This window comes from Rossellomorea sp. SC111, assembly GCF_024733565.1.
In the GTDB taxonomy this organism is placed as follows: Bacteria; Bacillota; Bacilli; order Bacillales; family Bacillaceae_B; genus Rossellomorea.
Map to the genome: position 1 here is coordinate 56029 of NZ_JANIOC010000009.1, position 17723 is coordinate 73751.

25 protein-coding genes are annotated in these 17723 nt (G+C 43.1%); 4 read left to right on the plus strand and 21 right to left on the minus strand.

The features are described from left to right. The first annotated feature begins 2 nt into the window (after positions 1-2). Positions 3-965 carry a nuclease-related domain-containing protein gene (locus NQ095_RS12980; RefSeq protein WP_258263892.1) on the plus strand — a complete coding sequence of 321 codons (963 nt, stop codon included), beginning with the start codon at positions 3-5 and terminating at the stop codon, positions 963-965. A 441-nt stretch (positions 966-1406) separates the two neighbouring features. Here the strand turns inward: NQ095_RS12980 and NQ095_RS12985 are convergent, their stop codons facing one another. From NQ095_RS12985 to NQ095_RS13055, 15 genes are all read right to left on the minus strand, one after another. Further along, positions 1407-1589, minus strand: coding sequence for a hypothetical protein (locus NQ095_RS12985; RefSeq protein WP_258263893.1), 183 nt, complete (start codon positions 1587-1589; stop codon positions 1407-1409). 16 nt (positions 1590-1605) lie between these two features. Beyond that, a complete protein-coding gene (locus NQ095_RS12990; protein ID WP_258263894.1) occupies positions 1606-2199 on the minus strand; it encodes a non-canonical purine NTP pyrophosphatase in 594 nt (197 codons plus the stop codon). Then, positions 2196-2510: a hypothetical protein gene (locus NQ095_RS12995; RefSeq protein WP_258263895.1), complete on the minus strand. Its 315-nt coding sequence runs from the start codon at positions 2508-2510 to the stop codon at positions 2196-2198. The genes NQ095_RS12990 and NQ095_RS12995 overlap by 4 nt, the downstream gene beginning before the upstream one ends. A gap of 31 nt (positions 2511-2541) precedes the next feature. After that, on the minus strand, positions 2542-4479 hold the full coding sequence (locus NQ095_RS13000) for a DUF2207 domain-containing protein (RefSeq protein WP_258263896.1): 1938 nt from the start codon (positions 4477-4479) through the stop codon (positions 2542-2544). Positions 4480-4512: 33 nt separating this feature from the next. Beyond that, entirely contained in the window at positions 4513-4917 is a 405-nt protein-coding gene (locus tag NQ095_RS13005; protein WP_309137644.1) for a 5' nucleotidase, NT5C type, read from the minus strand. Continuing rightward, a complete protein-coding gene (locus NQ095_RS13010; protein ID WP_258263897.1) occupies positions 4869-5036 on the minus strand; it encodes a 5' nucleotidase, NT5C type in 168 nt (55 codons plus the stop codon). The genes NQ095_RS13005 and NQ095_RS13010 overlap by 49 nt, the downstream gene beginning before the upstream one ends. Beyond that, a complete protein-coding gene (locus NQ095_RS13015) occupies positions 5033-5611 on the minus strand; it encodes a GNAT family N-acetyltransferase (RefSeq protein WP_258263898.1) in 579 nt (192 codons plus the stop codon). The genes NQ095_RS13010 and NQ095_RS13015 overlap by 4 nt, the downstream gene beginning before the upstream one ends. 29 nt (positions 5612-5640) lie before the next feature. Continuing rightward, on the minus strand, positions 5641-5955 hold the full coding sequence (locus tag NQ095_RS13020) for a hypothetical protein (RefSeq protein ID WP_258263899.1): 315 nt from the start codon (positions 5953-5955) through the stop codon (positions 5641-5643). A gap of 123 nt (positions 5956-6078) precedes the next feature. Next, complete coding sequence (locus NQ095_RS13025; RefSeq protein WP_258263900.1) at positions 6079-6894, minus strand: DUF2268 domain-containing protein; 816 nt, start codon at positions 6892-6894, stop codon at positions 6079-6081. A 38-nt stretch (positions 6895-6932) separates the two neighbouring features. Beyond that, complete coding sequence (locus NQ095_RS13030) at positions 6933-7355, minus strand: NUDIX hydrolase (protein ID WP_258263901.1); 423 nt, start codon at positions 7353-7355, stop codon at positions 6933-6935. Positions 7356-7472: 117 nt separating this feature from the next. After that, positions 7473-7868: a hypothetical protein gene (locus NQ095_RS13035; protein ID WP_258263902.1), complete on the minus strand. Its 396-nt coding sequence runs from the start codon at positions 7866-7868 to the stop codon at positions 7473-7475. Between the two features lie 128 nt (positions 7869-7996). Further along, a complete protein-coding gene (locus NQ095_RS13040; protein WP_258263903.1) occupies positions 7997-8632 on the minus strand; it encodes a uridine kinase family protein in 636 nt (211 codons plus the stop codon). Positions 8633-8654: 22 nt separating this feature from the next. After that, positions 8655-8873 (minus strand): hypothetical protein, encoded by a 219-nt coding sequence (locus NQ095_RS13045; protein ID WP_258263904.1) that lies wholly within the window; start codon positions 8871-8873, stop codon positions 8655-8657. Continuing rightward, complete coding sequence (locus tag NQ095_RS13050) at positions 8870-10630, minus strand: M3 family oligoendopeptidase (RefSeq protein WP_258263905.1); 1761 nt, start codon at positions 10628-10630, stop codon at positions 8870-8872. The genes NQ095_RS13045 and NQ095_RS13050 overlap by 4 nt, the downstream gene beginning before the upstream one ends. Before the next feature lie 14 nt (positions 10631-10644). After that, positions 10645-11115, minus strand: a complete 471-nt coding sequence (locus NQ095_RS13055) for a DinB family protein (protein ID WP_258263906.1) — start codon at positions 11113-11115, stop codon at positions 10645-10647. A 128-nt stretch (positions 11116-11243) separates the two neighbouring features. Here NQ095_RS13055 and NQ095_RS13060 point away from each other — a divergent pair, with 128 nt between their 5' ends. Beyond that, the gene (locus NQ095_RS13060) at positions 11244-11717 is read left to right on the plus strand and encodes a GNAT family N-acetyltransferase (protein ID WP_258263907.1); all 474 of its coding nucleotides are present in this window, start codon (positions 11244-11246) and stop codon (positions 11715-11717) included. Between the two features lie 38 nt (positions 11718-11755). Here the strand turns inward: NQ095_RS13060 and NQ095_RS13065 are convergent, their stop codons facing one another. From NQ095_RS13065 to NQ095_RS13080, 4 genes are all read right to left on the minus strand, one after another. Then, positions 11756-12130 carry a VOC family protein gene (locus NQ095_RS13065; RefSeq protein WP_258263908.1) on the minus strand — a complete coding sequence of 125 codons (375 nt, stop codon included), beginning with the start codon at positions 12128-12130 and terminating at the stop codon, positions 11756-11758. Positions 12131-12207: 77 nt separating this feature from the next. Continuing rightward, entirely contained in the window at positions 12208-13146 is a 939-nt protein-coding gene (locus NQ095_RS13070) for an RNA polymerase sigma factor (RefSeq protein ID WP_258263909.1), read from the minus strand. Between the two features lie 43 nt (positions 13147-13189). After that, complete coding sequence (locus tag NQ095_RS13075; RefSeq protein WP_258263910.1) at positions 13190-14110, minus strand: ABC transporter permease subunit; 921 nt, start codon at positions 14108-14110, stop codon at positions 13190-13192. Next, positions 14091-15014 (minus strand): ABC transporter permease subunit, encoded by a 924-nt coding sequence (locus tag NQ095_RS13080; protein WP_258263911.1) that lies wholly within the window; start codon positions 15012-15014, stop codon positions 14091-14093. Before NQ095_RS13080 ends, NQ095_RS13075 begins: the two co-directional genes overlap by 20 nt. A 155-nt stretch (positions 15015-15169) precedes the next feature. On the opposite strand from NQ095_RS13080, the gene NQ095_RS13085 reads away from it, so the two are divergent. Both NQ095_RS13085 and NQ095_RS13090 read left to right on the plus strand, forming a co-directional pair. Continuing rightward, positions 15170-15595 carry a YybH family protein gene (locus tag NQ095_RS13085; protein WP_258263912.1) on the plus strand — a complete coding sequence of 142 codons (426 nt, stop codon included), beginning with the start codon at positions 15170-15172 and terminating at the stop codon, positions 15593-15595. After that, positions 15520-16185 (plus strand): GNAT family N-acetyltransferase, encoded by a 666-nt coding sequence (locus tag NQ095_RS13090; RefSeq protein WP_258263913.1) that lies wholly within the window; start codon positions 15520-15522, stop codon positions 16183-16185. Before NQ095_RS13085 ends, NQ095_RS13090 begins: the two co-directional genes overlap by 76 nt. Positions 16186-16771: 586 nt before the next feature. Here the strand turns inward: NQ095_RS13090 and NQ095_RS13095 are convergent. Further along, positions 16772-17374, minus strand: a complete 603-nt coding sequence (locus tag NQ095_RS13095; RefSeq protein ID WP_258263914.1) for a hypothetical protein — start codon at positions 17372-17374, stop codon at positions 16772-16774. 18 nt (positions 17375-17392) lie between these two features. After that, positions 17393-17680, minus strand: coding sequence for a TIGR04104 family putative zinc finger protein (locus tag NQ095_RS13100; RefSeq protein WP_258263915.1), 288 nt, complete (start codon positions 17678-17680; stop codon positions 17393-17395). Positions 17681-17723 lie beyond the last annotated feature (43 nt).

Consider the following 17723-nt stretch of genomic DNA (forward strand, 5'->3'; position numbering starts at 1 on the left):
GTTTGATTGTAAAAGAAAGAAAACCCCCTAAAAGACTTCTTCAAACGTATGCCTTATTAAAGAGGCTGATTCCCCTTAACCACCCCAAACGGACAGTCATCGAACAAGACCTTAAGAAACGAAAAGCAGGATACAATGGTGAGAAAGCCGTTGACTATCACCTTAGCTTTCTTACTGACAAGAAATATATGATTCTGAACGATCTCCGACTCCCCATGACTCCTGATTTCTTTCAAATTGATTCGCTGCTTATGACTCCACATTACTCACTCCCAATAGAAGTTAAAAATATTGCCGGTACATTGACTATTGATCCGGAATTCAATCAGTTTTCACAGTTGTATCAAGGAGTTGAAAAAGGATATCCCGATCCCATTTCACAGGCAAACCGTAAAAAATTATTTCTCCAAAGATGGTATTACAACAACAAACTTCCCTGTCCTCCCATTGAATTCCTTGTTGTTTTCAGCAATCCTTCTTCCATTTTAAAAATGGCACCTGGCCACAAACTGATTTCGCCTTATAACAAAATCATCCATGCTCAAAATCTGGTCAGGGAAATCAGTAAGCTAAATGCGAAGTTTGGTAAAGAAGAAAAACCAATCAATGATCTGAGGAAAACCAAAAGACTTCTTCTGAATCAACATCAAGAACACGATTCTTCTATTCTGGATAGCTATCGTTTGCAACCATCAGACATCAAACATGGCGTGCTCTGTGAACAATGCAGTCAGGTCATGACCAGAATGATTGGTCACTGGCATTGCCCCCACTGCAATCACTCCTCCAAAACTGCTCATCTCCAAGCCATTGAAGATTACTTCCTGTTGATTAAGCCCACCATCACCAACCGGGAGCTAAGAGAGTTTCTTATTCTTCCGTCACGAAAAACCTCTACTCTCATCTTGCAATCACTTGATTTAACTCGAATTGGGTTGAACAAGGGGGTATATTATATGAAATAAAGAAGAGGAGTGCCTTGCTACTAGGCACTCCTCTTCTTTATTAATGTAAATCGATATTGACATATCGACAAACGGGTCATATTGTAAAATTTAGGATTTAATCCACAAAGTATGAATCCCAATCCGGATCATACGTGCTGAAATCCAGCTCATAATATGATTCATTCTAATGGACAGGTTTTTTCTCAAATCGCACTTACATTAATACTTTACAAAAAAACAGAAACGACCAATATTAATTCACCGACGACTTCTCTCTCGTCCTCACATACTTAATCAGACCCGCTGAGTACATTATCAGGTGAAGCGATCCTCCCAATCCATAAAAAAGAAAAGAAACCTTCCGTCCGTCCATCCAACTTTGATATGCATGGATGAAACAGAGAAAGGACATTAAAAACCCAAATACACGTTGTCACGAGGTTATCCTCTTCCCTTTCATCACCTTTCAATCTTCCTTATCTTCACCGTTTGGAACGCCGTGAATGAACATGTCAAAATGGCGATGAGTGAGAATAAAAACGGATTGTTTAAAAACTCCTGATTTCCACTTACTACAAACACAGCCATCCCCCAATACATAACGATTGCCAGAATTCGATTCACCTTTTCAGATTTAAACACGAGTTCTCAGCTCCTCCTACCGTGAACCCGAATACCATTCCCCAAACTTCTTCATACCCGAATCTTCTTTCACCCGGTTGTATTCCAAAAAATCTCCTTCATCAAACTCAGCCATCGTTCTATGAAAATGCTTCGGGATAAAGATATACCAAAGGTCAGACCAGCTATTCACATTATCCGATCCCCGTATTTCTTCTGCGATGACGCCGGGAGATTTACTCTCAAAAAATCTCATTTCCTCCCCGTCATAATAAGCCAGACAGGACCTGAATTCACATGCTCTATTCTCCTCCCCATGCATCAGCTTTAAAATTCCCTCGATGCCGATTGTATCAAGCATATGATTCACGTATGCCCTTGGGAAACCATTCAATGCCGAGATAAAAAAGCCTGAATCCAGTGCAATGCATGGCTTTTTCACGATGGAGTATGCTTGCAACACTTTTTCTTTTGCGATTTCCTTGATGTCATCACTTCTCGGTTCACTTAATTCTGCTTCAATCGGCAACACCTTTATGTTCGTTAACTCTTTTTGAGCAGATGCGATTTTCCCTTTGTTGGTGGTGACGAAGATGATTTCATTCATGGTTTTCTCTTTGGTTTTTATCACATTTCTTCCTCCCGATTCTGAATGCTTTCATCTAGCTGTGAGTCGCTGCTTTTTTTCAATTGAAGATGATGATATCCGAAGACAATAGCCAACACGCCCATCACAAATAAGATACTTCCTCCCACCAAATAGGTATTGATATACCCTTTTACAATGACGTTGTAATATTCTGGACCGCCAATTCCATTATGGAATAACTGTGCCTCCGCAGTCGCAGTCCCAAAATAAACATTAAAGAAAAACATAATAAAACCCGCCATCGTTGACAAAATCCCCAGGATGATGACAAGTGTCAAGTTATCCTTTGACATGGGCGTTTCCCCTTTCGTAAACCGCTATTGATCAATCCGCGCCGGCACCTCCACCACCGCCGCCGTCAAATCCTCCGCCTCCTCCGGAAAATCCACCATCAGAGGAACCGGAAGACGTACTCGGAGGGGGACCGCTCCACTTCCATGAATTCGTCAAAAACTCATGAGGATCCTGGCCCGATAGGATAAGGGCAGTCAGGGGGGCGGCTGAAAACACCGTATTGTCTTCCATGCTTGCACCCGTCATCCTTTTCAGTTTCCTCTTTCGTTCAAACAGGAGGGTCCGGATCATCCACTTTTCCATCTCCTCCCCGCTTCCTTTCGGGTACCCTTCTCTCTTCACCTGTTTCCGGAATCTGCCGATGCCCGCTTTCACATCAAGTGCCGCTCCCGACAACGTATGGCGAGGGACGAAGAATAAGAGAAATAAGGTTATTAAAAGGCATAAAAACAGAAGGAAGAAGGAGGTTTCATCCTTGAGTTGAGCAATTGCAAAAAATGAAATTACACCAAAAACAAGTGCCGGCCACTTCTTTTCATTCTTCCACCATAGTAATACAAGGGACCCACAACCAATGATTCCATAAAACCACATGGCAAACATCGATTTCGTGTCAAAGTGATAGGCACATAAAGTTCCAAGCACAACAGAAAGTGGTGCAAGCTTCGTAACGAAGTGGAACCACCGGTCATGCAGAAGTCCCGCTTCCTTGGCCTCTTTCAAAACTTCGGCAAACCATTCTCTTTCCTGCTCCTTCAGTGACTTGACTTTTGTATGATACTTTTTCACATGGCGGCTGAGATCTTTCTCACTCTTTGTCGCCCCAGCAAGATCGGTCATGGCAAAGGATGCGGAACCGTTCTTTCCTCTTCTTTTAAAAATCCAGGACACCAGCTTTTCTTCGATCGTCGATAATTGACCTTCAGAGGTCAAGGTAAAGAACAAGGTCTCATCCGGTGACCGGGCATCACTGAGAAAACGAGTGGTCGTTTTCTGTCTGCGGACCGTTGCCTTCCCTCTTTCCACCAAGGAGTACAACCCTGCCATCAATGCTCCATGGGTGAACTTCCCCCGCCTATGGACCATATATAAAAGAAGAGGATCCGACTCGAGTACATCCCTCGTTCTCCCACTGCCTTTTATTCTGCCTATTAAGAATCCAAGCATCATGATGAATAAAACTGTACCTAAAGTAAGTGCGAGCCCACCCAGCACTTTATTGTATGTTTTCATTTGTGCTTCCCTGTGAGCGGCAAGGGCCACACGGTCTTCTTCTTCCTGAATGGCCGCTTCCAACGATTTCGGAGCCGCGTTTTTTTTCTGCTGACTCATGACTGAAGAAGGGAAGAGCACCCGAGTTTCCGTTAAAGAATACATGGCTGAAACAGGGGTTGTAAAGCGCACCACCTCTGGTCCCTTCTCCTCCACCTTCCCCTTTGGATCGTGAAAGAAAGCATGATACTCCGCCGGGTCGAGTTTTTCAGGAAAAACGAAATCAATTGTTACATTATGTAAATCAATATCATGATTGCTATCTGTTCCGAAAAAAGGAACCGTTACATCGCTGTATGAGTCATACGATTTCACGGCATCCTTCAGTTCATATGCAAATAAAATGGTCTTTGTGGCGTCCTCCACGGGGAATGGTGAACGATACGTACCATCCTCCCGTTTCACATCAAGTTGACGGATATCCCCATTCTCGATGAAGCCAAGCTCCGCCTCATCATTGATCAGTTCAGAGGCTTTAAACCACTGCACTCCCGCATGATGATCCTCATGGATGGCCCTCCTGACACTCTTATACTTTCCATCGAACGTGTACGTGAACAATTCATTGACCAGCAGATTCCCATTCGGCTGGATCCACGCACGGATCTGTACTTCATCGATACTATAAGACTTTGCATAAGCCGTCTGTCCAAAGGAGAAGAGCAGGATAAATAGGATGGCTAATTTCTTGAACATATGCTTTACTCCTCCTCATTAAAAGATCAGGACTTATGGTAAAAAGAACCTTCTCACTTCATTCCAATTCTCCACGCGTACATACCCTAACTCATACCGGTTATGAGGAGCTGAAAATAATATCCCCTCTCCCATAAAGTCTTTAAAATGCCTTGGGCTGTCGTCTATTAAGTAGTCAGCATGAATAATGCTTTTGTTACCGCAGAAGACAAATTGTAAGTCTGATAGAAACGGGAAATGTTCTTTTAGCCATTCGTATTTTGCCGTAAAAGAAGTAGGATGTTCCATTGCCGCAGTCGTGATGTAAATTTCATAGGATTCACTCAGCTCTTTGATCACTTCCTGACTCCCTTCCATTACTTCTAAATCCCTAAAGAACGTCGGGTCATCTATATAAGCAAGGATGTCATCGGCATCATGGGGACGGACTTTCCAAATTCTTGTACCAGTAAGTCCTCTGGAGTCAAGCTTTCGTTATATTTCTCATTAAATAGATTCAGGTGCTTTTTATGTAAGTCAACGATTACTTCATCCATATCAATGGCTATCCTTTTCATACGTCCCCCTCCCTTTGGAGAAGATATTCTTCCCGGAGAAGTCCATACACCGCACAGTCCTTGTACTGATCCTTTGCATTTCTGATCATATGCCGGATGACGCCTTCCTGCTTCATCCCGGCTTTTTCCATGATCCTCCCTGATGCCGGATTATCCGTATTATGGGCAGCGGATAGTTTGTGTACGTTCATGTGGGTAAAGGCAAATTCCACCACGGCTTTCAACGCCTCGGTCCCGTACCCCTTATTCCACCAGTCATATCCAATGGAATAACTAACCTCACAATTACCTGTGGTTAAGTCAAAATCATATAAATCAATCTCTCCAATCAGGTCACGTCCATCATTGAGCTCGATTCCCCAGTGACAAACCTCTTTCGAATCGTACGCATTTACAATCTTCTCCAACCGCAACTTTGTTTCGGCCCCGGTCTTGAGTGCCGGACTGACTCGATGATCGGAAATCCGTTCGTCAGAAAGCCAGTGATCAAAGGCACTTCGCGTATCGTCCATGCGCATCTTTCGCAGAGTTAATCGATTGGTTTTTAAAGCGGGGGTTCCATTAAAGTAAATCATGCGTCACTCCGATCTAAAACAGACTTTCGTTACAAATAGGTCACCATCATCACTACAAAACTGATCATTGTAAATAAAAGGACACCATAAAACACTGAACCTACATTGGATTTCAGCTCATTATCCTTCTGAATCTTCCACCCTGCCTGACTTGCTCCGAGTGTGGCATTTTTAGATAATGCACCGCCACTGCTGTTGAAAAAGAAAAGCCCAACTGTTAATCCGAGACCGATGAAAAAGCTCCATTCTCCAAAGGAAAATGAGAACAGAAGGCTTCCAATCCAAATGGCAACGGCGAGGATCACGGCCGTCACGATTGACGTTCGTGTGATAAATTTTTTCATTACGATTCCCCCTTGTATTATTCATACTTACGTTTGAGATAGGGAGAAGTTTCAATTTTCAGTCAAAATAAGACAGCTAACCTGTCCAAGAGGTTGGATTTCAAGTTGTCTTTCTTCATTTTGTCACCTCTTTAGTAAGAACGATTTTGAAGGCAGCTCGGTAAGCTCCTCCATCGTACATTCACTGTTTTCATTCATATACCATTCAACCAGGTAATAGCCTATAGAATATCCACCCCAAAAAGGGAGTTGCAATTCTTTATTCCCAAACATGTAAGAATCTGTTCTCTTCCCTTTATCATGGATGTGATGCCTAAACGTTGTCTCCCACAGTTGTTGTGCTTCTTTTTCTGAGAGAACACTTTTATAAGGGCCCAGGAAAGCATCACCCAATTCAATTCTTACAAAGTGCTCAGCCAATCCTTCTAAAACTAATCGGTCCAGCAAGGTCTCATTTCCTTCGGTCATATTGTGTTTACTCATTCTCCAGTGATGATGGTACTCGTGAAAAATCACCGACTTCAATGTGTCTCTTACACCTTCATCGGCTGCCACGATAAAGCACATTTGGCCGTTCCATTCTGTATAGGCAGATATTCCTCCAAGCTTCTCTTTCACAAATTCATCATGCTGATCTAAGATCAACAACTCAAATTGAATCGGTTTTTCTGACGGATATGTTGCTTGTAATCTTGTCAATTCGGATTGAATATAAGACTCATAATCACATAGACTTATTCTATCTAATTGCTGCTGTAAAGAATCCACATTTGAATAAAGATCAAACATTCCGAGAAACATTCTGGTATTAAGCTCCTCTTTTTGAAGCTGGAACGTTTCCATGAAGAGCTTTTCTCTATCTATTGTCACATCTACCTTTGTCTGGTCAAGAAAGCGTTTCATCTGAGTCAACCTAGGTAATTTTTCTACTGAACTCACTTTACGTTCTCCTTACTTCAGGTAATATTCGATGTTTTCTAAAATTCCACAAAAAACGGATGCTTTTCCTCATTCAAACAGAGCTCGATCCGCTCTCTGAAATTCGAATGCGTCACCATTTTGAGTGCCTCTTCAATCGAAAAAAATCCAACCTCCAGACTTTCAGGAGAAGTAGTCGGCACTCCCCCAACGGGCTTAGCTAGAAATAGGGTATTGCAGATGGACCTCTTCACATTTTGAAATACCCCACAAAACGCTACGATTTCAACTTCAATACCCGACTCCTCTTTCGTCTCCCTGATCGCTGCGTCTTTTAACGACTCCCCTTCTTCCACTTGACCACCGGGCATTTCCCAACCACGCCTAGGTCCTTTAATTAATAGGATTTCCTGGTTTTCATTCATGACGATCGTAGCCGCTGAAACGATATGTTTTGGCGGTGTGTATGTTTGTTGTGTCATTATTTTTCCCCCTCCATAAAAATAGGAGCTTACCTATCACGATAAACCCCGGATACCCAAAAACCTTTATTCATGGACCAAATGAGAATGTTGGCGCCTTTATGAATCTCCCCTTACTTAAATAGGCTGACCCTTTTCAGCCGTCGTGAAAAATGCACCTTTCACATAAATCGTATAAATTAAGACAATGACCGAAAAAACAAGATTACCTAGAAAGGGTTGCTCAGGTTGATTTGTCACTAATACTGAACTAATTAAAGCAAACAGCACTGAGTACGAGACGAACAACCAAAATCCCCATCTTTTCAATCTCATGTACCCATATACCATCAATAGAGAAAACAGTGCCAATACTATTCTCATCATCCGTTCAGGCAGGATCGATACACCAAAACGTTCCGAAATGCTGATGGCGTCCGAACCAGCCTGATAAAAAATGGCCGTGAATAACAGAACCACCGCTCCAAAAATATAGAAATATCCTATGATAGATACACCTAAAGGTCTTTTCATCCATTCCCTCCATTCCACGGTTTGAGGTCACTTCCCCCACTACCAATTATGTCAAAATAAACCAAAACACTCAATCATTATTTCCATTATATGAGGCTCATTCATCCAGAATTCGTGTCTTTCCAGATTCACTCTGTACCTTTCTCCACCCAATACCCCTCATCCGAATTCCTCACAACCACATCAAAATTCTCACTCTTCGGATGCATGAAGACTTCATATTGAACCCTGCGCTCGTCATGGGTTTTCCGTAAATACTCCACTTCCATCCCTCTTTCGTTCACGTCGCGGATGCCCCTTCTTATGAGCTCTGTCTCTCCATCTGTGTAGAAGTAGATTTTCAAATCATATAAATCCTGTTTACTGAACGCGACGGACATCCCTTCTACAATTGTCAGGTTGTTTTCGGATGAAATGAGCCGACTTGGTTCATAAGGTACGTCCAACGTGTAAAAATTCATTCCCTCCCTCACCATCCGGACGTCCCGATCAAGGGCGAATAGATGATGGGCATCGGGATGACATGCGGTCATTTTGGACTGATGCTTTTCGTTCTTATATTCATATTCTATGAAGGAATGTTTTCTGACAGCCGAACTCACGATATAAGGATCGGTGTTGATATAATTTGCTTCTCCAAGCAGCGCCAGCAGTTTCTTCGCAAATGTCGTTTTACCCGAAGCACCGTGACCTGAGATGCCGATAACCATTTTTCCTTCCTGCTTCTTCAAGCGATCTGCTATGTTATGTAAAATGTTGTCCATAGATGACTCCCTCTCTTAAGTATTAATCTTCTCCGCTGATATCGATCTCAGTATTGTCTTCACCCACACCGTCCGGATGCCTCATTTCATACATCTGTCCACGCCTCCTGAATTGCTTGATCATCATAGCCAGGAATACGCCGACCAACGATAAATAAAAGAGGAAATCGAAGTGAAAAAATAGTGCCACACTTAATAACAAAATCGACGGAAGTGCAATGAGGAATTGAAGCTTTTTCATCGGGAACAAGCCAGTCTGATAAACTCCTCACTATCCTTCACACACAATTCCATCCCTTTTTCCCAGAAATCTTCCTTCGTAATGTCTTCCCCCAAGTGCTTCATGACGAGATCTTCTGCCGACATACGTCCTGAATCCCGCAGGAGGTCCATGTATTGTTCCTCAAATCCTTTTCCTTTTTCCTTTGCACGTGCAAAAAGGTGGAGAGCCAGTAAATACCCAAAGGTGTACGGAAAGTTATAAAAAGGTGATTCTGTTTTATAGAAATGGGGCGTCCATATCCACGAATGAACCGGGACCTCATCAAGGGCACCTGCATATCCTTCTTCCATGGCAGACTCCATGAGCTCGTTCAGGCGTGATGCCGGGATGAACCCTTTTCTCCGCTCTTCGTGAACATTCATTTCAAAGATGAATCTGGCGTGCAGATTCATGAAGTTCATCACACTTCTCTTCAGTTTCTCATCAAGGAGGAACAGCTTCTCTTCGTCGGTATCCGCCTTTTCCATAGCTGCTTCCAGGATGATCATCTCTGCAAAGGTTGACGCTGTTTCTGCCAAATTCATGGGGTACGAATTGTTCATCCCGTTTTCATTTTTCATCGCATGGTTGTGAAAGGCATGGCCCAGTTCATGTACAAGGGTCAGGACTCCTTTAAATGTACCCGGGAACGTCATGAAGACCCTTGATTCCCCCGTCAACGGAAATCCTGCACAAAGGGGAACCGCCGACTTACCAGGTCGGTTTTCCGCTTCGACCCACCCTTCACGGAATGCATTCTCGGCAAACCGCCCCATTTCGTTCCCGAACGCGCGGAATCGCTCTTCGATCAACTGAGCAGCATCAGCGTATTCCATTCCTTGATGATCATGATTCATCGGGGACCAGAAGTGATAGGACTTCATTTTGAGATCACCATTCATCTCTGCCTTCACATTCAGATATTCGGCAAATGGCTCTTTATACTTTTTCATTACGGAAAGCATCGCATTCAGTGTTTCCGGCTTCATCCGGTTTTGAGCGAGAGGTACTTGGGTGACATCCTCCACCCCCATGCTGTCATACATATTCAACCTGAAGCCTATCAGATGATTCAAGATCTGGGCGAACTGTCCCGCGTGTTCGTTCCATTTTGCCACCAGCGCTTCATGAGATTCTTTTCTAACCGATTCATCGGCATGGGTCCGGAGATTGATCGCCTGTCCAACCGAAAGCTCTTCTCCCCTGAACCGTACCTTTATGCTGCTCATGAATGATTGATAGAATTGTCCCCAGGCATGGTAACCGTCTGGCATAAGATTCGCCACTTCACGTGTAGGCTCACGTTCCGCTTCTTCACGCCACTCTTCCAGGATAAAGCGATACTCCTTGAGATTCTCTGAAGCAAGCAGAAGTCCCCATTCCATTTCCTCTATAGAAGCTAACTCTCTCTTCAAGTCACTCCTGATAGAATCATGTCTTGATTGAAGGGCCGTTGCTTCCCCTCTATAAAATTGGGCAACCTGGTCATCCGGATCCACCGAAAGCAGACAAATAGCAAATGACCTCATTTGTGATATCGAAACCTTAATTTCCGTGAGCCGATCAAGAACATTTCTCAGTTGATCAGGCTTTGGCGTCACTTTCTGCATGAGCTCTTCCAGCGCGGAAATCCTTACTTTCGTCTGATTCATATGGTCTTCTAAATCAGGTGATGCGCTTCCCCCATTGAAGATGCTGTCGAGATTCCAAACCGCCTTATATTCCGTATGAATCATATTCCATTCTCCCCCTAATCCCAGAGATTCGCCCTCGTAATCCCGCCTGTTCGTAAATAATCCAATAACTGACCGGCGTGAACGGATTCGTGATATGCGATTCTCATCAACATATCGCCCATTACCCTCACGTATCCTACATCGGAACGATCAATCTTATCAGCAGATAAAGATTCTTCGTTCAAATCCGAAACATATTCCAGAAAACTTTTTCTGAAGGGCTCGGCAAACTCCAACTCATTTTCCACTGAAATGTACGGCTTACCTGCAAAGGGTGATTCGTACTCACTTAAACTCCCTCCATTGATTAATGCCAAGTGATAATAATGTTCACCTTCCAACACATGACGAACCATCTCGATGCAAGACATCGCCTCACCATCTGGTTTCCAATGTAAAAAGTCCTTTGGAATGCCTGACCACAGCTTTACGCTTCTCCGTCTCACTTCTTCCAAATTGAGTATGATTAATTGAATTGCATTCATCTCTAATATCCCCCTAATCAAACGTATGTTCTTATTTTACCTTATTTTCTACTATCTTCCAATCATTATTTGTCCCAATTTTCTAAATAGATTATAATTCCCTTATACTACTAAACGGAGGAATCATCGTGCCAATCACTTTAGCCTTATACAACGAAACCTATGAACATCGGCTTAAGGACTTCCACCTGCCGGATGACCAGCTTCAATTCACGAGCCTGCCACTTGATAAAATCCATAATCCCGCCATCTCTAAAGACACCCGTCACATAGTGATCCTAAGTGATGACACACCTGTCGGTTATTTTGCTTTGGAGAAAGGGGAAAAGCTTCGTAAATATTCGACTAATCCTAAAGCCAGACTCTTAACCTCTTTTTCTATCGATGCAAGACATCAGGGACAAGGCGTGGCGAAAAAGGGACTCATCCAGCTTCCAAACTTCATTCGGGAGCACCTTCCGGATACGGACGAAGTGGTCCTCGGAGTAAACAAACGGAACGGGGCAGCCATCAGCCTCTACTTGAAAACCGGGTTCACTGATGAAGACGAAGTATATGTAGGACCTAAAGGACCACAGCATGTTCTTCATTTGAAAATATAAAAACAGGAATGCCCTCTATCTTGGGCATTCCTGTTTCATTATCCCGTACAGATCATCACTCGATTTCCATCGGGATCCTGGATGACGAAGAAGGAAAAATCATCGAATCTTGTGATGTCAGAGACGATTTCATAATTCAGCTGTTCTACAAACGAATAAGCTTCTTCAATGTTATCAGTGTGGAAATTAAAAAGAGGATGTGGACTCTGACCTGCCTCTTTCGTCATACCCTCCGGCCCTGCATCCAGGGTCAATCCCGTGAAATGATTGATGGCCAGGTTGTAGACGGGATCTTCCACCTGACCGAGATCATACGCCTGACCCAGTAACTCGGAGTACCATCGGACAGATTCCTTCAGATTGCTGACATGAATAAACACCGTATTCATTTGATTTAAAATTGGACTTTTCATTGATTTCCCTCTCCCATACCCTTTGATTGTCTTCATACATAACAACGCAGAAAACGTTCAAAACCTTACAGGGAAATTTAAAAAACATGATAAAAACAGGTGGCGTTCAATTTCACCTGCATCTCTTCAGCTGCCCGCTTCATCAAATCCCAGGAAAAACAATAGAAAGTCCACTTAGTGACCTCGAATCCCACCGTTTCGATTATATGAAGATTATTGAGGTACAGATCTCCGTCAAGCTTCCTCTCCATCTCGACGACGACCTGCTTGCCCCAGAGCATTCTATATTCGGCAACAATTTGATGCTGCGTATCGACGACTTCCTTCCAATCGTTGAGGGAATTCCCCTTCGTTTCATCCCTGCCCATTTCAATCCCGGCATGAACGATATTGACTGTGACATTTTCATTCAGGACTGAAACAATCAACTCGGGATCCTTATTTCTGAACCCCCTCAATAACGTGTCAAGAGTCGCATTGGAAACCAGATTAAGGACGGGTGTCGATGCCGTTTGCTTTCCTTTTGCTTTTCTGAAGACTGATCTTGCCCTTGTCAGGTTGGTATACACAGCCCCTTCCGTCGTCGAAATCATGCCTGCAATCTCACTCGCCTTGAACCGGAAAGCCTCTGCGAGCAGGAGTGAGACATATTGATGGGGAGTCAAATGCTGCATAAGAAACTCTAGATGATCCATTATCTCAAAGTCGAAAGTTGACTTGCGGTCAGGCTGAATCTCTTCCTCCAAAGACTGGACAGTATAAGGAGTTCGTCTATAACGATCAATCCACAGATTGGACGCAATCTTAAATAAATACGATTTCATCTTTACAGGCCGATGCATCTTGGCAAGCATGGCCAGAGACTTGAACAGTGTATCCTGTACCAGATCCTCTGCATCCCAAGGCGATCGAGTTAACTTGTAGCAATACTTCCACAAATCCGATCGATAGGGCTCGATTTCCTTTTTAAAACGTTGGTCGATCCCCCTCAGATCATCACTCAATTGTGTTGTCATAGCTTCTCACTCCTTTATATCACAACCGATTGTTCAGAATATGTTAGTAAGAAATATTTTTAGCCGCATGATTCCGGACACCACGATCACCCGAAAGAAAAGATGACCTTCTCCTCATATAATCTCCATCGAAAAGGGTACGGACCCCGTTTGTCAACAGGGTCAGTGAGACGATCAGAAGGGTTAACATCAGGACCGGAAAGAAAACAATCCATGGTGACAGCATCAACTCATAGTAGTTGCTCCCGATGAATGACGTCCACCCGGGGATATAAAAACCAAGGATCGACACGTGCATCATGAGAGTTAATACAGTAATCAGTTGGCCGCTGATCACCAACAGGAACTTCCCTCTCACACTCGGAAGGACATGTTTTACAAGAATGTGAAGATGTCTTCCTCCCAGCACCCGGGCACCCTGGATGAATTCCTGCTGCATAGCCAGAAAAGTTTCTTTTCCGATCAGCTGGGATAATGAAGGGATGCCCACTCCGATTAATATCCACATGGTCATGGTCCATCTGAAGTCGGGATTTCCCATAAAAAGATTAAAGTCCATTAATCTCATACTGTAGAGTAGTAGAAAGGCGAGAAGCGTAGTCGGGACAAAATGAAACCCCTTTATGAAAACATCCAACCATTTCAACCTTCGATAAAGGAGTCCGTATAGAAGTCCCAACACGAGGGAAATAAGCATTCTCCCACATGTGACAACCAGGGCAAATTTCAGAGTCGTCATGGTTTGCCCTAAAGTCGCATCAAACATATCGATCCCTCCGGTCGAAGTGCCAAAAGGATGTTCCCATGTAGGAGGGAGTGGCTTTTTGTTATAGTAATCCTCTTTGGAAATGTCGCCTATATCCTCTTTAAAGAATTGACTATTCACATAACTTGTCCCTAACAGGAGGACCATCAACACTAGACCCGCTATAAGGCTTCCATCCTTACATAGCCTTCTGATCATAGAGCATCACTCCTTTCGGCAGAAATGATTGAATCAAGAAAAAGACGATCGACAAAGGGAGTGTGAGTAAGATCAAGCCGGCCGATATGATTTCGTAGCTCGGATGATTCGTCATGAATTGTAAAATGCCGTAGATGTTATACATGTATTCGAGGATGATCATATTGGATAGAAGCAGTAGATACATATATTTCAAGTTATAAAAAAATGAATAAAGCACGTTCGGGAAAACATGTCGGATCAAGATGTACAACTTCCCCATCCCCTTTGCCACCCCAAGCTCGACATAGGGTTTCCCGAGTTCATTCTCATACATCAAGATCGTATTTTTATAGATATAAATCATGGGAATCAATGATAGCGTGAGTATCGGCAGAAAATAGATCTTTTGTCCGGATAGTGAATAGGGCTCTGTCACAAGTAGATTCGTATGTTTAAATACCCAAATGGCCCCCAGCTGCAAGGAGAAAATCACGAATACATCGGGCAGCGCCTCTAGAACCGTAAGGATGGTTTTCACTGTTTCCTGCATCTTTTGGGGTAAATAAAACGTTGCCGTCGTAAAAATAACAGCGAATACTAACGCAATGAAGAGTGAAACAAAAAGGGGAATAAGTGAATAGGCATAGGATTCCAGTATATATGGAAAAATCGTTCTCTCGACGTTGGTCCCCTGTGCAACATAGCTGATCTCCTTAAAATGAACCAGCTCATTAAACGTCTTCTTTAATTCAATGAAGTAGTTTCCAGGGAAAAAACCTAATTCTTTTGTTTCCATATCAAAAGGTTGATCAGCCGGTGGCGGAATGTCTTTAAACATAAGCGCTGGAATATGGCAAATCCAGATGACGCTCAACGTAATGGCTACTAAAACAATCAAAAAACGAGTCAATTTACGCCCCATTCAATCCCCCCTGACCATAATGGAAAACAAATCCAATTTATTATTATGTTAATACAAAGTTTAGAGTGATGACAACCTATTTCCGAAAAATCAAAGAAGGGAAATCACCTTAGTGTCTTGAAATAGTTAAAGATGCGATCAAAGGAGATGAGAAAATGAACGTTCAGGACGTACTCGAACAATACAAGGATGCGATTCACAAAAGAGATATTGAAAGCTTCCTCTCCATTTATGATCCCGCCGTCCATATCTATGACTGCTGGGGGAAATGGGAGTGTATCGGACTTGCTTCATGGCAAGAGAATGTGACGGAGTGGTTCATCGGATTAAAGGATGATGGAGAAGTACTGAAAGTCGACTTTCAAGATGTGGTGATTGAGGAAAATGCCAATCTTGCATTTGCCCACTGTGCCGTGACATTCGCAGCCCACAAAGAATCATCTGTGGAGAAACTTCGCCAGATGACGAACCGCTTTACATTCTGCTTGGAAAAAGTAAAGGACACGTGGCTGATCATTCACGAACATTCTTCATTACCGATCAATATGGAGGATGGGAAAGGGATGTTTGGGTTGAGATAGGAGGACGATCAGATTTGGAGGATACTATGCACATTCAACAAATTGACCGTTCAAAACTTCCCCAGTACGCAACTGTTTCCATTGCGTACCAAGTGACTACTGAGCTACACGTATGTCCCATCCACAACGGGTTTGGAGGGCTTCGGCTGGTTGAAAAACCATGCAGATCATATGTGAAGGACTATGATCTCTTACCGGATTGTCATCCACTCTGTTGGACAAAGCAGTTTGACTTAGACGAATGGGGATTGTTCCTGGCTATTGAAAACGGCAAGTACATTGGGGCTGCTGCGGTGGCTCCAGAAATGGAAGGCGCCGCGACCTTATGGGACTTGCGCGTGCAGCCAGATGCCAGGGGCAAAGGCATTGGTGGTAAATTGCTTGAAGCGGTCTTACATTGGTCAAAAGAACGAGACTACCAAACACTGATGGTGGAAACCCAAAATGTGAATACTCCTGCTTGTACATTTTACTCCGGCAAGGGCTTTATTTTAGAGACGATTGATCAACATGGATACCGTGATTCGTTGGTAGAGAATGAAGTGAAATTAATATGGTCGATGGATCTAAAGCTCATAGAGGTCAGCTAAGTGAAAGTTCTATACCATAAGGGTCTTTTATGAGTGTTCACTTCCATACTGCAGTCGAATCCTCATATTTCAATTCCACACTTCCTCAAAACGAATGCCGACGAAAAATAAACTGCCGGCAGCGCTATTAACCAGTAAAATATATTTTTTGGCATGATCATATTAAAATAGTAAAAAAATAAAGTGATCCAACCAAACATCAATACTATCCCGAGTACTTTTTTCATCATTTATGTGAAAACTCCTTCGTTAAAACCTCTTCACCAGCTCCGTATCGGCAAACTGGAATCCGTTTCATGATCCGTTCCACTCTCCTACTTTTCCTCTGAAACATCGGGATACTGCTCATTAAATTCCCGTATCGATAACTTTCTTATAATCATTAATAGAATAATAGAAATTAAGAAACACAAAGGCGCCCCTATATCACTGAACTGAAATTGTCCATCGCCCCAACTGTCAAAGCCTATTATAAATCCATTCGCCAATATGAAAGTGAAAATTAGATTTAACCCGATCACTTTCCACGAGTATTTAAAGATACTTTGCATCCACCAAATAGTAAAACCTCCCTGCATTCGTCTTCTTAAAGATTGAACGTTACTTCAAGTCCCGTCGGCTTCTTTTTAAAAGGAGTCCCATATTCTTTGAATGTTAAGGTCATCCCGGATAGGTCTTCAGGTAACCTGGGAGTGACAATAAAGTCAAAACTCGTATGTTCCTGGGATCCGCCTCCACCCGTTACCCGGCAATCATATCTGTCCCCTATCTCCAAGTGCCAGAAGCTGTTTCGGTGAAACCTTTCCCGCTCCTGACTTTCATCATACTCCCTATCGATGTTCAGGTGGACCACACTGGCATTCGCGTATTGTTTCATAAACGGGACGGTATACAGACAATCATCCTGTTCAGCCGATTGGAGGATCTTTATGTATGTTTGAAAATCCTCAGGTTCAATTTGTGGCTTGAAAGCCTCGTCATTCTCCAACACACCAAAGATAGATCTTAAAAGGTCCTCATACAGATCATACTTTTCGGCCCATTTTGCAATTTCTTCGAGTTTTGGATAACCAGGATTGTTATGGGATACTTGTTTTCTTTGTTGTAGCAATGAGCATAGTTTCTCATCGATTGGTAACAGTTTTTCATCATAATATTCCGTTGGTCGTTCGAACGGCATCCGTCTCATTTGATCAACCTCCATCGTTTAGAATAATGGTTCGTCATTATCGGTTACGGTCACGAACCATGGCAACACTAGTATATACCCCATGACCCACACCATGAACAGAGCCATGTAGCCAAGCATGAACGCAAGCACAAATAACGCGGGTATCAGCATGGTCATACCAAACAGGATCTTCTTGGAACGGGATGTGAAATATAAATTATGACAGCATGATGGGCATTCAAAATCAGGTCTTTTGATAATCATTAATCTCTTGAAAATAAAAAACCAAGACAAGTTCGCTTTACAATGGATACAGCGTGCCATCTGTCAGCCCCCTACTCACCTAATAACTCTGTATCTCCTTACA